The 15518-nt window shown below is 35.9% G+C and carries 15 protein-coding genes; 4 read left to right on the top strand and 11 right to left on the bottom strand.

Translation table 11 applies throughout. The features are described from left to right. Nucleotides 1–239: 239 nt before the first annotated feature. The 5 genes from BCR26_RS14365 to rpsO form a co-directional block, all read right to left on the bottom strand. Nucleotides 240–1577, bottom strand: coding sequence for a C40 family peptidase (locus BCR26_RS14365; RefSeq protein ID WP_069699688.1), 1338 nt, complete (start codon nt 1575–1577; stop codon nt 240–242). Between the two features lie 442 nt (nt 1578–2019). Then, complete coding sequence (mreD, locus tag BCR26_RS14370; protein ID WP_069699689.1) at nt 2020–2529, bottom strand: rod shape-determining protein MreD; 510 nt, start codon at nt 2527–2529, stop codon at nt 2020–2022. After that, nucleotides 2526–3386 (bottom strand): rod shape-determining protein MreC, encoded by an 861-nt coding sequence (gene mreC, locus BCR26_RS14375; protein ID WP_069699690.1) that lies wholly within the window; start codon nt 3384–3386, stop codon nt 2526–2528. The genes mreD and mreC overlap by 4 nt, the downstream gene beginning before the upstream one ends. A 189-nt stretch (nt 3387–3575) precedes the next feature. Beyond that, entirely contained in the window at nt 3576–5684 is a 2109-nt protein-coding gene (pnp, locus tag BCR26_RS14380; RefSeq protein WP_069699691.1) for a polyribonucleotide nucleotidyltransferase, read from the bottom strand. Nucleotides 5685–5904: 220 nt separating this feature from the next. Then, entirely contained in the window at nt 5905–6174 is a 270-nt protein-coding gene (gene rpsO, locus BCR26_RS14385) for a 30S ribosomal protein S15 (protein ID WP_069699702.1), read from the bottom strand. Nucleotides 6175–6459: 285 nt separating this feature from the next. Here rpsO and def point away from each other — a divergent pair, with 285 nt between their 5' ends. After that, nucleotides 6460–7023 carry a peptide deformylase gene (gene def / locus BCR26_RS14390; protein WP_069699692.1) on the top strand — a complete coding sequence of 188 codons (564 nt, stop codon included), beginning with the start codon at nt 6460–6462 and terminating at the stop codon, nt 7021–7023. A gap of 285 nt (nt 7024–7308) precedes the next feature. Here def and BCR26_RS14395 read toward each other — a convergent pair whose 3' ends face one another. From BCR26_RS14395 to BCR26_RS14420, 6 genes are all read right to left on the bottom strand, one after another. Continuing rightward, nucleotides 7309–8796, bottom strand: a complete 1488-nt coding sequence (locus tag BCR26_RS14395; protein ID WP_211272312.1) for a helix-turn-helix domain-containing protein — start codon at nt 8794–8796, stop codon at nt 7309–7311. A gap of 207 nt (nt 8797–9003) precedes the next feature. Then, complete coding sequence (locus BCR26_RS14400) at nt 9004–9951, bottom strand: AEC family transporter (protein ID WP_069699694.1); 948 nt, start codon at nt 9949–9951, stop codon at nt 9004–9006. A gap of 57 nt (nt 9952–10008) precedes the next feature. Then, a complete protein-coding gene (locus tag BCR26_RS14405) occupies nt 10009–10218 on the bottom strand; it encodes a hypothetical protein (protein ID WP_069699695.1) in 210 nt (69 codons plus the stop codon). A gap of 304 nt (nt 10219–10522) precedes the next feature. Beyond that, nucleotides 10523–11299: a Cof-type HAD-IIB family hydrolase gene (locus tag BCR26_RS14410; protein WP_069699696.1), complete on the bottom strand. Its 777-nt coding sequence runs from the start codon at nt 11297–11299 to the stop codon at nt 10523–10525. A 22-nt stretch (nt 11300–11321) separates the two neighbouring features. Continuing rightward, a complete protein-coding gene (locus BCR26_RS14415; RefSeq protein ID WP_069699697.1) occupies nt 11322–11969 on the bottom strand; it encodes a DNA alkylation repair protein in 648 nt (215 codons plus the stop codon). Between the two features lie 239 nt (nt 11970–12208). Then, the gene (locus BCR26_RS14420; RefSeq protein WP_069699698.1) at nt 12209–13006 is read right to left on the bottom strand and encodes a formate/nitrite transporter family protein; all 798 of its coding nucleotides are present in this window, start codon (nt 13004–13006) and stop codon (nt 12209–12211) included. Between the two features lie 375 nt (nt 13007–13381). Between BCR26_RS14420 and rpsD the strand changes: the two genes are divergently transcribed. The 3 genes from rpsD (at nt 13382) to lepB (ending at nt 15406) form a co-directional block, all read left to right on the top strand. After that, nucleotides 13382–13993, top strand: a complete 612-nt coding sequence (rpsD, locus tag BCR26_RS14425; protein WP_069699699.1) for a 30S ribosomal protein S4 — start codon at nt 13382–13384, stop codon at nt 13991–13993. 220 nt (nt 13994–14213) lie between these two features. Continuing rightward, complete coding sequence (locus BCR26_RS14430; RefSeq protein WP_069699700.1) at nt 14214–14753, top strand: biotin transporter BioY; 540 nt, start codon at nt 14214–14216, stop codon at nt 14751–14753. 95 nt (nt 14754–14848) lie between these two features. After that, nucleotides 14849–15406 carry a signal peptidase I gene (lepB, locus tag BCR26_RS14435; RefSeq protein WP_069699701.1) on the top strand — a complete coding sequence of 186 codons (558 nt, stop codon included), beginning with the start codon at nt 14849–14851 and terminating at the stop codon, nt 15404–15406. Nucleotides 15407–15518: the final 112 nt, after the last annotated feature.

The following is a 15518-nucleotide window of genomic DNA, read 5'->3' on the forward strand; positions in this document are numbered from 1 at the left end:
CATCTTCATTTCTCCTTTAGATTGGTTTTCGTCGACTTTATTCTACAGGATTTGAAGGTGTCTGTCTTTTTTTATGCAAAAAAGTGCTGGCGACATCTGTCACCAACACTAGATATTATAGAGCCATGATTTACCAATAGAGAAGAGTAGCTATGTCTGCTTTTCTCTATTTTTATTTTGAGTAAAAAAAGAACTAAAAGGCATAGTGCCTTCTAGTTCTTTAAAATTATCTGTTGTGATTACATACGAACTGCGAAGCTTGGTGTAAAGTATTGCACGCTTCCGTAAGATACGTTTTGACCTGGCGCTGGTGCGTGGATGTATCCACCGCCACCTGTAGCGATTGCTACGTGATATGTTCCGCCTGGTGAACCCCAGAAATATAAATCTCCTGGTTGTGCTTGTGCTACAGAAATTCTTGCTCCAGCACTTTCTTGAGGAACAGTATATCCACCGATTTCACGTCCAGCAGCATTTCTAAATACATAGCTAGTGAAACCAGAACAATCAAATGAATCTGGTCCTTTAGCGCCCCATACATACGGTTTACCTAAATGTTTAGCAGCTTCTGCTAAAACCGCTCCAGCGTTTCCTGATGAAGGCGGTGCTGGCTGTTCAGGTTGTGGTGTTGGTTCAGGCACTTCAGGTTGCGGTGTTGGTGCTGGTGTTGGTGCTGGTGCTGGTGCTGGTTGTCCAGGTTGTGGTGTTGGCACATTATTATTAGGGACTTCCGGATTAGCATTCCCATTACCTTGGTTTTGCGGTGCAGGAGCTTGTGTTGCTGCTTGCTCAGTAGCTTGTGTTGCTGCTTGCTCAGTAGCTTGTGTTGCTGCTTGCTCAGTAGCTTCTTTCGCTCTTTCAGCGGTTACACGTTCTTGTTCTGCAATACGTGCACGTTCTGCTTCAGCATTTTGCTTTTGTTGCACTAGCTCAGATTTTTGACCTTCCGCTGTTGCACGTTCTGCCGCTAAACCAGTTTGTAAGATTTCTAAATCAAGCGTTGATTTCTCAAGCTGACCTTTTTGTTGTTCAAGAGCTACTTGATTTTCTTGAATTTCTTGAATTTTCACTTCATTATCCGCTTTTTTAGTTTCAACATCTTTTTTGTCTATTTGTTGTTGTTTTACTAGATCGTTATTCGCATTCATAATTGTTGCTGTTGCTTGGATACGAGTAATCGCATCAGAAATAGATTCAGCATTTAATACAGCATCCATGTAGTTTGCTTTTGTTCCCTTTACTTGTACGTCACGTGCTTGGTTTTGAATAGCTACTTGACGTTTTTCAATACGTTTAGATAATTGCGCAATCTCTTCTTCAAGTTGTTGAGAAGTTTCTCTCAATTTTCCTTGTTCGCTTAACAAAGTTTGAGCTTTTTCATTAAGAGTAGCAACTTCATTTTGTAATGACGTAATTTGACTTTCTACATCAGCTTCTTTAGATTTAATTCCACTAATCGCTTGGTCTTTTTGTTGAATTTTTTGATCATAATCATCTGCTAAAACAGCTGCTGTTGGGGCTATAGCTGCTACTGCAAATGAACAAACCAATAATGCTGACAATACAGTTTTCTTCACTCTTCATTCCTCCGAATTTGCTAAATATTGTAAGTATGACTACTAAAATTGTTTAAGTAATTTATCTTGTCTTTCATTGACAACGGAATAATTGTAACATAGTCCTATGACATCCATATAAAATTAATGTTACAAAAACATTTCATTTCACTTCGCTAAAATGACAATAACGATATTCCATTCCAATCTTGGCTATTTTCACTATTTTTTTACTGACTTATAAAGTACTCAACACAAAAAGATTGTACTACTATCTTAACGAACTCTCTTAGGCTTCGTCAAATGAAACACTTGAATTCAGGTGATTTTTTTCTATTTTTGAAGTAATTCCATTGAAAAAATAACGGTTATCACTCAATAAAAAACGTTCATTCCACACTCATCCGTATGAAATGAACATAATTTAAAAACAGTTTATTCATAATCCAAAAATATATTTAGACTAAGCTGTTGCAAATAATTTTTTGAATAAATAAGCAAAAAGTACAAAGATCAACATGTTAAACAGCAGTGTTGGACCTAAAACACTTGCGATAAAAACAACTGGGCTAACCACTGACAATTGGAAAATTACTTGCAATGTTACAGCGACTAATTCATAAACCGTAACAAAGATAATCATTCCAAAAAACCCTGTCAGCATATTTGTATGTACCACTTGAGAAAAAGTATACATTAGCATAACTGTTGCTGGCAATGCGACTGTATAAATACCAATAATCCCAATATAATAGCTATCGCAAATCATTCCTAAAACTAAAGAAGTAATCAGCAAATAGCGTTTTGATAGATTAGGAACAGCCATTAAAAAAGCCAATAGCATGAAGTGTACGTTCGCAAAATAGACATTATCTGTCCAAGTTTCTAGCATTTTTGTTGTTTGTCCGTCAATTAGCATAAGTAAGAAGAAGACGATTGGCGCATAGTATCTCACATTTTCCTTGCGAATCATTGTCCGTCCCCTGCCAATCTTTTTACAATCGTCACATAAGAAATTCCATACATTTCTGCATAAGGTTTTACAAATACTTCACGGTCTAATCCATAGCTATCTGGTTTGATTTTTTGAACAACACCAATTGGAAGGTTTGCTGGAGAATTCCCTCCTAGTCCAGAGGTTTGTACAATATCGCCTTCTTTAATCTCCATATCTCCTGTCAATTGAGTAACGATTAATGATTTCTCTTTTTCATCATATAGTTTAATTAATCCATATGCATCACCTGTTGCAGAGCTTATCCGTGCTGGAAAATGATTGGTGTTTTGATTTTTAGATGTTAACAGCTCTACTTTTGAAGAGGTTGCATTTACTTCAATTACACGTCCAACCAGCCCTTTTTTCGACAAAACAGCCATATTTGGTTCAATACCATCATTTGACCCTTTATCGACAATTAATAAATCCTGCCAAGTGTCTGGTGAACGAGTAATCACCGTTGCAGGAACTTTTTCGTAACTAGCTAGCGTTTCATTTAAGCCTAGTTCTGCTTTCAAGCTATCGATTTCTTTTTTCTGGTTTTCATTTTGAATAGCCAATTCACCGTAGCTATCAATTTTTTCTTTTAGGTTTTCATTTTCTTTGTAGGTATTAAAGAGGTTACTCATAGAACTTACGCCACCTTCAATAGTGCGCGCAGGGAAAGAAAGAACTTTATCAACAAACCCAACACTGTCGTTAACAGCCGATTGCGGTAATGTTGTTTTCCCTCTATTTGTCCGTTGAGCAGCAGTATAGCTGATTACAGTAACGACAATAATAACCATTATTAATGTGATAATTATATTTTTATTCGGATTAAATTTTTTCACAAGGACACCTCGGATAATTTCAGACTGATAGCAATAATTTTACCATTAATCCACTATAAACAAAAGGGCTGAGGGGCGTCTTTACGTTTTTTTATTAAATAAAAAAAGAAGAGTGCGTAGAACAAACCTCTAGACTCTTCTTTCTTAAAATCATAAAATAACAGACATCTCATTAGAGCTCAGTTATTTTTATTTGTTTTCATCACTTAACAAAGCTTTTCTTGATACGTTCACACGGCCTTGTTTATCAATTTCTGTTACTTTCACAAGAACTTCATCGCCCATTTTAACAACATCTTCTACGTTATTTACACGTTCGTTCGCCAATTGGGAAATATGAACCAAACCATCTTTTCCTTTAATCAAGTTTACGAAAGCACCAAATTTTTCAATGCGAACTACTTTTGCTAAATAAACTTGTCCAACTTCAACTTCTTTGGTTAATTCTTCGATAATCTTGATCGCTTTTTTAATCATGTCAGCATCTGCAGAAGCAATACTTACATTCCCTTCTTGATCGATATCAATTTTAACGCCTGTTTCGTCAATAATGCTATTGATGGTTTCGCCACCTTTACCAATCACATCTTTGATTTTTGCTGGCGCAATTTGAATCATTTCAATTTTCGGCGCATACTTGCTTAATTCTGCACGTGGCGCTGCTAAAGTTGATGTTAATTCAGCAAGAATTTCCATACGAGCTTTTTTCGCTTGATCCAATGCTTCTTTTAAGATTTGCTCCGTAATTCCTTGGATTTTAATATCCATTTGTAAGGCTGTAATTCCTTCTTTTGTTCCAGCTACTTTAAAGTCCATATCACCTAGGTGATCTTCTAGTCCTTGAATGTCGGTTAAAATCGTATAGTTTTCCCCGTCGCTAACTAAGCCCATTGCGATACCTGCTACAGGCGCTTTGATAGGCACACCAGCATCCATTAAGGCTAAGATCCCCGCACAAATACTTGCTTGAGAAGAAGAACCATTTGATTCTAATACTTCTGAAACCACACGAATAGTGTAAGGGAAGTCCGTTTCATTCGGAATCACTTGTGCCATCGCACGTTCACCTAATGCACCATGACCAATTTCGCGGCGACCAGGAGCGCCTGAACGACCTGTTGAACCAACAGAAAATTGTGGGAAATTGTAGTGATGGATGAAACGTTTACTATCTTCTAATCCTAATCCATCAATAATTTGATGCTCTCCAAGCGGCGCTAAAGTACAAATAGACAATGCTTGTGTTTGCCCGCGAGTGAATAAACCAGAGCCATGAACGCGTGGTAAAATACCAACTTCTGAAGCCAACGGACGAATTTCATCAATTTTACGACCATCAGGACGAATCTTATCGATGGTGATTAATTCCCGTACAACATCTTTTTCTAAATCTTCAGCGATTTGCTTCACTTCTTTAGCAATTTGCAATTCATCTTCATGACCAGAGAATTTTTCAGCATATGCTTCTTTTACTTGGTCTTTGATGGCATCGATATTTACTTCACGAGCTAATTTTTCTTCCGTCATGACAGCGTCTTTCATTTTGTTGTAATAACCGTCAAAAATAGCTTTTTTCAGTGAATCATCCACTTGTAAAAGTTTAACTTCCATTTTTTCTTTGCCGACAGCGGCTACAATTTCTTCTTGGAAAGCAACTAGTTCTTTAATGGCATCAAAACCGAATAAGAGAGCCCCTAGCATATCTTCTTCTGATACTTCTTTGGCCCCACTTTCAACCATGTTAATTGCCTTTTTTGTTCCAGCAACAGTTAATTCGATATCTGTTAATTCAGCTTGTTCAATCGTTGGGTTTAAAATGTATTCGCCATTTACGCGACCAACATCTACTCCTGCAATAGGTCCGTCAAAAGGAATATCTGAAATCGCTAATGCTAATGAAGAACCAAACATTGCAGCCATTTCAGGTGTGCAATCTTGTTCTACACTCATCACAACGTTCGTAATTTGGACTTCGTTACGGAACCCTTCCGCGAACATTGGACGAATTGGGCGGTCAATTAAACGAGCCGTTAAAGTTGCACGTTCGCTTGGACGACCTTCACGTTTGATAAAACCACCAGGGATTTTACCAACAGCATACATTTTTTCTTCATAATTTACGGTTAATGGAAAGAAGTCTACATCCTTCGCTTCTTTAGAGGCAACTGCTGCACTTAACACAACTGTTTCTCCGTAACGAACTAAGACTGCTCCATTTGCTTGTTTGGCTAATTGACCAATCTCGACTTGTAGAGGACGTCCGCCCCAAGTAGTTGTAAAAATTTGTTTTCCTGTCATGTTCTTTTCTCCTTTGTTCTTCGGAAAAGGAAGACCGCTACTAAACAAATGAAAAACACCAATATTTGATTGAATTCTTTCATTTGGTTAGTAGATAAATGCGACCTTTCCAAAGACTTCTTTTTTGATGGTTTTAAAAAGAAAACTTTTCATGCTAAAACGTTAGCATTCATTGCTAAAAAGCGAGATTCGTATCGAACCTCGCTTCTCTTTTTTGTGATTAACGACGTAATCCTAAACGTTGGATTAGTACGCGGTAACGTTGGATGTCAGTTTTACGTAAGTAAGCTAACAAGTTACGACGATGACCAATTTTTTTCATTAGTCCACGGTAAGAATGGTGATCTTTTTTGTGAACACGAGCATGCTCATTCAAATGGTTGATTTCGTAAGTTAATACAGCGATTTGAACTTCTGGAGAACCAGTATCTCCTTCATGACGAGCATAATCTGTAATGATTTCATTTTTCTTTTCTTTTGAAATTGCCATGTTTTCCACCTCTTTCATAAAAGTCTTCCTAATACTGAGTATGACGTTGGTGATTCGCCGAACCAAGTAATAGGTGGCACGTTTTACGTACAGGTACACTTTACAGGAAAGCATCAAAAAAAGCAAGACTAACCTTGATGAACCTTACCTTTTTTAGTCATTTTCTCCCCATTTTTAACTAATTTATGATAAACTAAATAGGCGAAATAAAAGAATTAACAAAATAGATGCTGTTCAAATTGAGAGAGACTCAATTTTTTGAATCGTTAAAGGAGGATTTTATCCATGATTACAATGGATGACATTATCCGCGAAGGACACCCGACACTCCGAGAAGTAGCAAAAGAGGTTTCATTGCCGCTTTCTGAGGAAGATATTGTCCTTGGCGAAGAAATGATGACATTTTTAAAAAACAGTCAAGACCCTGAGAAAGCAGAGGAATTAGCTTTACGTGGCGGTGTTGGACTGGCTGCGCCACAGTTGAATATTTCAAAACGGTTAATTGCTGTTCACGTTCCCAGCAACGATTTAGAGAACCCAGAACCTTTGTTAAGTACGGTCATGTACAATCCAAAAATCTTAAGCCATTCGGTACAAGATGTTTGTTTAGGTGAAGGCGAGGGCTGTCTATCTGTAGACAGAGAAGTTCCTGGATACGTTGTTCGTCATAGTAAAATCACTGTTTCTTATTATGATGCAGCAGGCGAAAAACAAAAGAAACGCTTGAAAGATTATGAATCAATTGTTGTGCAACATGAAATTGACCACTTAAACGGCATTATGTTTTACGATCATATTAATGAACAAAACCCGTTCGCCTTAAAAGATGGCGTATTGGTTATTGAATAGAACTAATCAAAAAGAAGAGGTTGAGACAAAATCGTTTTTGAGCGAGAAATTGGACCGAAAAGCGCACCATACGCTTTATGTATTGAGTAATTTTCGGGAAATTTCCGAAAACCCAGACTTTTGACCAGCGTTTATTCGAATTTAGAGGATGAAATAAAACTGATTTTTAGTTTTGTCTCATCCTCATTTTTTTGTAGTATTGCCTAGCAAATCGACTTTCGCCACCATTTATTAAGAGATCGAGTCCGAGATAAAGCGGTTCTTCAGTTTTACCCCTGACTTTTTTCATAAATATAATTTTGTTTCTAAATTTTGCCAAAATCGATTCGTAATTGCTTCTGAACTGTAGATGATTTTATCGGTGATTTGCTCTTCCGGAACAACTAAATCGGTAATAATCACGTCTGCTTCATGAAACTGGCGGAAATCAATCTTGTATAGTTTTTCTTTGTATATTTCCAAATCAATCAAATTACTGTAGCGTTTCAACAAGTGGTTTTGCATCATTTTAATATAGAAATCATCTAAACGACTAATTAACAGAACTTTTTTCTTCGTGCCTAGTTTAAAGCCATAACTACTTAAAATAATATGAAAACGATAGAAAAACTCTTCAAACAACGCTTCCTTTTCAAGCAAATACTGTAGTTCTGCAAATTTACTAAGCTCTTTAATTAAAATATCCGTGATCTTTCCTTGTCTAAAATTAAATTCCATACAAAAATTATGATAGCTATTAAAGAACAAAAAAGGAATCGTTGATTGGTAAGACAAGACCTCCCATAGCTCTTTGCTAATTTTAGCAGTCACTTCTTTAGTCGGCTGATAATTTAATTTTAAGAGAAAGTTTTGCACAAAATTATGCAACATTTCGATATCCATCTGTCTTTTTGAATAAATGATTAATGAATGATTGGCTTCTGTCGGATGGAGTTCTAGTAATAACGCTTCTTTAGGAAATAAACTTAGCAGGTTGTCTACTGTTACAGAAAAAGAAAAGGCCTGAATTAATAGGCTTTTAAAAGCTACTTCATTTTCTAATTTATTCATAATATTCGTTGCAATCTGCATTTCTCGGCATCCATAGTCCTCTTTAAAACAACAGTGTCTACTAAATCGTGTTAAAGAAAAGAAAAGCTGAATCGCAGTATTTTCAATCCACCGACCTTCTTTTTCTGGTAAGTACCGATGAACGAACTGTTCATAATAAGTATATAATTTTCGAAACTTGTCATCTTGGACAAATTTCTGGCGATAAACTCCAGTAATGATTTGGTAAAAAATTTTATGAATATTGCTTTCATTTCCTAGAACAAGCAATCTATTTTCAGCATCGGTTATTATCTCTACTTCAAATTGTTTACTTTCAAAAATAAGATTCCAGTTTTTTATTAACTCACGTACTTTAGATTCACTAATAAATAAATTTTCTGCTAGCTCTACGACTGTCAATTCCATTAGTAACACACGATACAGAAATTTCAGATTGACAGAACGTCCCAAAAAAATAGCATAAATTTGTTTAATGCCAATATGAGGTGCCATCTCTAAGCGCAACACCTTGTTTTCTTTGGCAATAGTAATTCCTGTTAATGTTTCATGAATCCCATTAATATCCTTATTTAAGGTTTGCTCCGATACCTCTAATTGCATCAAAATTTGTTCTTTCGCAATTGGCTGCTTTGAGTAATACAATAAATGGATGAGCTGAGTTGTTCGCCTTATGTTACTTTCTACGCCATATATCAACGTGGTTCCTCCAATTTTTTCCAAAACTATCTTAGTTCAATTCTTACGCTCCTGCAACTATTCTAGCGAAAGCTCTTCATTTTTTAATAAAAGTTTACATTTCCATTAAAATATAGCTATACGCTTAGAGGACATTTGGACCACCCAGTTTTAAGGATAACTCACTAGTATGAGACCCCCGCTTTTTCGCTGTTAAACAACCTATCTTTGAATACTTACTCATAACACTAGCTATAACTGTAATAAAAATTTCAGTAAAATAGGAATGTACATTAGATAAAAAAGTATCGAATAGGACAGACATGTCGCTGAGTATTCCTTATCAATACTGTACGTGCCAACTAGAATAGGCACTGTATTAGGCACAGGCATTGCCGCTTGTAAAATACATACTTGAAACATTAAATGAGAGCTGGGAAAAATAAAAGACAAACCCACTACGATTAGCGGTGAAATAACGTATCTACCTATCAACACATGTACCACTTCTTTTGTAAGCTTAAGATTTTTAATCCCTGTTTCATAGACTAAAATCCCCATAAAAAACATCGATAATGGCGTAGTTAAAGGGGCAATATACTTCAGTAAACTTAATAAAAACGAAGGTGTGGGCACTTTAAATAACACGAACACAATCCCTAAAATGAAGCTATTTAATGCTGGTGAAAAAATCTTTTTTAATGCTACAAGCAAATTAAATTCTGCCTTATTTTCTCTAAACAGAGGATTATCTCTGGCCATTAACCAGACGCCAATCGTCCAAAAAAGTAGGGTATTGCATAAATAATAGAGCAGTACTAAGGGAATCGCCTCTTCGCCAAAAACAGCAAGCGTAATTGGTAAACCTAAAAAAATAGTGTTGGAAAAAGTAAACATGTTTTGAAAAACACCTTGTCGATTTCTTGAAATCTTAAATAGGCGACTGTACAAAATCGAAACACCAAAAGTTACAACGATAGAAATTAACGGTAGCCAAATTTGATGCAACAGCTGAATCAGTTCCTCTTTTGTAAAAGATTCAATAATGCTTACAAACATACTCACAGGCAAGGCTAGATTCAATACTAGCAAAGAAAACGCTTCGCCTATATAGGAGTCAAACCAGCGTTTGTAACACAAATAATAGCCCATAAATACTAGGAAAAATATTAACAATATATTGACAAATGCACTAGCCATAATTACGTTCCATTCCCTCTCACTTTAACCTTGTCCCTTTTTACTACATCATTCTATTTACATCCATGCAAATACTTCTGCTTTTACCCACTCTTGGCTTCCTGTTGGTGACAAACTACTTAGCGGTGTAAATCCTTCGCCCATTAAAAATCGAATGGCTTCACCTCTTGTTGGAAATTCCTCCACATCATCCTCTTGGTCATGAACAGCATAAATTGTCACTGTAACAGACCCTACATTTCTCACTAGCATAATTGCATATTTCATTTTACGTTCCTCCAAAATTTTCTTTAACATAGCGAGGTTGAGTTATTCCCGAAACTCCTGTAACCGAATACGCGGTAGGAAAACAAGCGGCCTTGCAAACTCAACAATTTCTATATGCTAAATCATTAAGAACTGATGCCCTTTTGGAAATAAGCTAAGAACTTCTGTCCCAACCTCGCATTTCCTTTTTATTTTAAGGGAAAAAGATAGGAATCGATTTTTTATTTTTCAGTGATTTTGCGAAAATAGCATAAAAAAAAAGACTGCGCACTCAATATAGGCTCAATCTCTTCTTCACTAGCTATTAAATTGCTCTTAACTCTTTTAATGCTTTCCAAATACCATCATTATCATTCGTATCGGTTACGAGCTTTGCTTCTTTTTGAATATGCGGCAATGCATTTCCCATTGCAACACCAATCCCAACTTCACGCAGCATCTCGCGATCATTCTCTCCATCGCCAAAGGCAATAATATCTTCATGTTGAATCCCAACTCTATCTGCTAAATTCAACAAAGTAGCTGCTTTTGAACCATTTCTTGGCACAATATCAACACTTTGAGGATGCCAACGGACAAATCTAAACTTCGAAAAATTGTTAGTAAATAATCCCTCAGAGGATTCATCATAAAAAGCTAATGCCTGATAGACATCATTTTCCTTATGAAACTCCTTATCATACTCTGGCTCGCTGAAATTAATCGAATCCATCGCTTCTATTATTTCCTTAGAACGATGTTGATTGTTTTTCTTCACTTCATCTAATCCTACATACGCTAAACCAAATTCATGTTTTTCTACTTCTCTTGAAAAACGATTTAATTCTTCTTGGTCTAACAAATTTTGATAATACTGTTCATGATCTAAAAAAGCAGCCGCGCCATTACAAAGGACATAATTCGTGAATCCTAAATCAACAATTACTTCCTGAGCCATAAATCGACTACGACCTGTAGCGATTGTGACTAAATGACCTTGTGCTCTTAGTTTCTGCAACGCTTCTCTTGTACTATCCAATGCTTTTTTGTTAGAATCCAGCATCGTTCCATCAATATCAAATGCAAAAAGTTTTCTTTTCATGAACGTTTCTTCCGCTCGCTTTCTATTGTTTTGGCAGATACTTACTGCCTTCTCTCACTGCTAACTGACTTAACTTGTTGGCCTCAATAAACTGCTGCACCCATTCAGGATTCGTTTTGCTATATTGCCGCAAAGACCAACCAATCGCTTTTTGGATAAAGAACTCCTCAGTGTTTTTATCATATAAAATCGCCTTTTCCAATAATTCAGTATTGGTTTTATTTTTAAACATTAATTGTAGATTCAAGGCTACTCGACGATACCAAAAATTTTCTTCTCCATAAAAAGCGTCAAACACAACAGGCATTTCTTCAAAATGAGTTTCACACCATAAACCAAAAAACTTGCGCCAAGCATCCACACTATCCCACCAAACGTTTTTAATAACATAAGGTTTGAAGCGCAGGACTTCTTCCAAGGTCATTTTTTTAACATTTTGTATCGCTAAATCAATGCCTAAGTAATGGTATTCTCGCTCTTTTTTTTCATAGTAAAAAATAATCAAATCGAATAGGTCTTCGTAACTCATTTTTTTACTTTCCTTCAATAAGGCTTTGCACAATTGCTTTCTTTCAGTCGCTTGTACGCCAGCAAAATCAAAATGATTTTTCATATAAGCTGCCATTTGAACTGCTTGTTCTTGATTTCTTGGAAAAACAACTTCAATCATCTACAACACCTCCAAATCTATAAAAAGCAAGTTGAACCAAACAAAGTCCAACTGCAAAAGACCTTATCTAGTATAACCAACTATTGGCAAATAAGAAAGCTAAAATCCAACCTGAAACCTTTCTGTAAAATTTATCCTAAAAAAAAATTAACGAAGAAAAGAAGCTTTGCAGCCTTCTTCTTCGTTAATTTACGTTTCTACTTATAAGTATATGAAAGCAAAAAATCTTTACTTCTATATTAATCTAAGTAAGTTGAATCTAAATTGTTTAACCAAGCGTAGCCTAACCCCATGATTAGTCCACCACCAATATAGTTACCAATTAAAGCAAACAGTAAGTTATGACCAACATTCATCGCAGTCATTTCAGCCATTGCACCATGAGAAGCAAAGTAAGCTAGCGTGAAAGCAGGGAAGTTGGCGATAACGTGCTCAAAACCTAAAAAGGCAAAAATGAAAATAATGAAGATGATTGCTGCTATTTTTCCGGCATCATCTTTCATCCGCATGCTAACCAATACAGCAGTGTTTACAACAATGTTTGCAAAGATTCCTTCAATCAAAATTTGGCTGGTGCTCTTTGTTAATTTTCCACCAATCGCTGTAAACATGTAGTTATCCATTTCCAAATTCTGGAAAGGAGCGGTTTGTGATACTAAGAAACCAAATAATACACCACCCACTAAATTAAAGAAAATACAAGTGAAGAGAATTTTAGCGGCGAAAGAGAAATTGATTCTTTTACGATAAACTCCTACTGTCATATACAACATATTCGATGTTCCTAGCTCAGCATTCATATAAAGAATCATTACTAAAGACCAGCTAAACATAAAGGCATAAAGAATTTTTCCTAATCCATGAGCAATCCCTTCCCCTTTCATGGCAATAGCAAAGGCTACGGCAGTTCCTAACGTTAAAAACATACAAGCCAAGATGGCACGAATGGCGTAGCGAGCAAAACTATTTTGGAATAAATTCATTTTTTTACTAATCGATTTATCTATTTGTTCAAATAAGGGCGATACTGGTTTCATTTCATTTCTCCTTTTCAATATATTTTCATTGTGCATTTTCAAAAACATCCTTTTCCATTTTAATGACCTACAGTCCATTTGTCTAGTATTTTCTTTCAGCATTTGACTTTTTTCTTCCTATAAGTTGACTAAAAAACATTCTCTCTTCTTAATAATGCCTTGCTTTATCTTTATTTTCAAGGTATACTAATCTTCGTGTAAAATAATGCAGCAGAGAAATAGTAGGCTCGTCAACAGTTTAACGCCAGATATAGCTTGGTTCAACTGCGTAACCGCGGCTGCAAAGGTGAAGGTTGAAGGTAAAACTGAACGAATACGAATTTTTCAGAAGATTATTTTACTCCAAAAAAATTATATTTATTGGAGGAATTTTGAATGTCACGTTATACAGGACCATCATGGAAAATCTCTCGTCGTCTAGGTATCTCTCTATCAGGAACTGGTAAAGAAATAGCTCGTCGTCCTTACAAACCAGGACAACACGGACCAAACAGCCGTGGTAAATTGTCTGAATACGGTATGCAATTAACTGAAAAACAAAAATTACGTCATATGTACGGTATGAACGAACGTCAATTCGTTAACTTGTTTATTAAAGCAAGCAAGATTAAAGAAGGTAAACATGGTGTTAACTTCATGATCTTACTAGAACAACGTTTAGACAACGTAGTATACCGTTTAGGTTTAGCTACTACTCGTCGTCAAGCTCGTCAATTAGTAAACCATGGTCATATCATGGTAGACGGCAAACGTGTAGATATCCCTTCATACCACGTTGAAGTGGGTCAAGTGATCTCTGTCCGTGAAAAATCTTTAAACAACGTTACTGTTAAAGAAGCTGTTGAATCTACTCTTGGACGTCCAGCTTTTGTAAGCTTTGACACTGAGAAATTAGAAGGAAGCTTAACTCGTTTACCAGAACGCGATGAGCTTTACGCAGAAATCGACGAAGCTCTTGTCGTTGAATTCTACAACCAAAAACTTTAAGATTTACGAATCTTTCAAAAACTCTCTCACAGGAATGTGGGAGAGTTTTTTTGTTCTGTATTTTATAAAGTTCTACACCATTAACAACTGTTAGCTCAGAAAGGTTCACTTACTTGTTCTTTCTCTGTTTATTCAAATATTTTCCTTTACAAAGTAACTAAATTCATCTAAACTATCGTTAACCTTAGTTTTAAATAGGTTAACGAAGAAAGGAGCTCTTATGAATATATCTTTAAAATCTATGATTCTAGCGGCTGAATTTGCTGCCATTATTGCTATTTTTTCACAATTTACCATTCCTTTAGGGATTATTCCTTTAACTGGGCAAACGTTAGCTGTCGGTTTCACAGCAACCATTTTAGGCAGACGAGTAGGGACTCAAGCGATTCTGATTTATTTATTGTTAGGATTTATCGGCTTACCTGTTTTCGCCGGAATGAAAGCTGGAATTGGAGTACTATTTGGTCCAACTGGGGGCTATCTTATCGGTTTCATTTTTACCAGCTTAATTGTTGGTACTATTTTAGAAAAAACAGATTTCACTTATTTTTGGGCGATTGTAGCTAATATAGTCGGAGCAATCATCTCTTTGATCTTTGGCTCTATTTGGTTGAAATTTTTCTCAGATAGTACTTGGCTTGCTGCCTTTACAGGTGGTTTCTTCCCCTTTATTTTACCGGGATTGATTAAGGCTGTTGCTGCTGCTTATATTGGAATCACTATTCACAAACGGATGAAACTTTCTTATTCAGTCACATAAAATTCATAATTCCTTCCTACTTCTCTCTTGGTAAAAATGATATAATAATGTCATAATTATTTGAAATTTTAATCATTCATTATTGGAGGGATATGATGAAAAAGAAGACAAAATCTATAGTCTACAACCTATTGCAATTAGTGGCCATTCTCGGAATTTCTTTATTTCTAAGAAAATATGTTTTTAACCCAATTGAAGTTTTAGGTACCTCAATGGAGCCTACCTATCACGAATCTGATCGTGTATGGCAAACCTCATTAAAAAAACCTGAACGTTTTGACATCATCACTTTTCCTAGCCCGAGAGATGAAAAAAGAATTATCAAGCGTGTTGTCGGTTTACCTGGAGACTCTCTTCGCTACGAAAATGACCAACTGTATATCAACGATCAAGCCTATGATGAGCCTTATTTAGAGGAATTCAAAAACAAATTGACTGATGGGATTCCTCTAACCAAAGATTTTTCTTTAGAACAATTGGAAACATTGGACACACCAAAGACCAAGGTCATTCCAGAAGGAAAATATTTTGTTTTAGGAGATAATCGCCGAGCAACTGATGATAGTCGTTATTTTGGTTTTGTTGATGAAAAAGCGATTAATGGTGTCGTCTTTTTTAGGTACTATCCATTAGACAAGATTGGTTTTCAATAAAAAAAGAAGATGCCCTGTAGTGCGCCCCTTAAGTTGGACCAGAAAATCTAACTTAAGGGGCTTTTTATAGTGGCTAAATATGATTATGACTTTAAAAAATTAGTTGTTGAAG

Source organism: Enterococcus rivorum (assembly GCF_001742285.1).
Classification (GTDB): domain Bacteria; phylum Bacillota; class Bacilli; order Lactobacillales; family Enterococcaceae; genus Enterococcus_L; species Enterococcus_L rivorum.

What these genes read in the sequence shown, in the direction of transcription:
- mreD (WP_069699689.1), bottom strand. Translation starts at nt 2,529, where the DNA reads ATGATTCGCAAGGAAAATGTGAGATACTATGCGCCAATCGTCTTCTTC.
- pnp (WP_069699691.1), bottom strand. Translation starts at nt 5,684, where the DNA reads ATGACAGGAAAACAAATTTTTACAACTACTTGGGGCGGACGTCCTCTA.
- rpsO (WP_069699702.1), bottom strand. Translation starts at nt 6,174, where the DNA reads ATGGCAATTTCAAAAGAAAAGAAAAATGAAATCATTACAGATTATGCT.
- def (WP_069699692.1), top strand. Translation starts at nt 6,460, where the DNA reads ATGATTACAATGGATGACATTATCCGCGAAGGACACCCGACACTCCGA.
- BCR26_RS14400 (WP_069699694.1), bottom strand. Translation starts at nt 9,951, where the DNA reads ATGGCTAGTGCATTTGTCAATATATTGTTAATATTTTTCCTAGTATTT.
- BCR26_RS14405 (WP_069699695.1), bottom strand. Translation starts at nt 10,218, where the DNA reads ATGAAATATGCAATTATGCTAGTGAGAAATGTAGGGTCTGTTACAGTG.
- BCR26_RS14410 (WP_069699696.1), bottom strand. Translation starts at nt 11,299, where the DNA reads ATGAAAAGAAAACTTTTTGCATTTGATATTGATGGAACGATGCTGGAT.
- BCR26_RS14415 (WP_069699697.1), bottom strand. Translation starts at nt 11,969, where the DNA reads ATGATTGAAGTTGTTTTTCCAAGAAATCAAGAACAAGCAGTTCAAATG.
- BCR26_RS14420 (WP_069699698.1), bottom strand. Translation starts at nt 13,006, where the DNA reads ATGAAACCAGTATCGCCCTTATTTGAACAAATAGATAAATCGATTAGT.
- rpsD (WP_069699699.1), top strand. Translation starts at nt 13,382, where the DNA reads ATGTCACGTTATACAGGACCATCATGGAAAATCTCTCGTCGTCTAGGT.
- BCR26_RS14430 (WP_069699700.1), top strand. Translation starts at nt 14,214, where the DNA reads ATGAATATATCTTTAAAATCTATGATTCTAGCGGCTGAATTTGCTGCC.
- lepB (WP_069699701.1), top strand. Translation starts at nt 14,849, where the DNA reads ATGAAAAAGAAGACAAAATCTATAGTCTACAACCTATTGCAATTAGTG.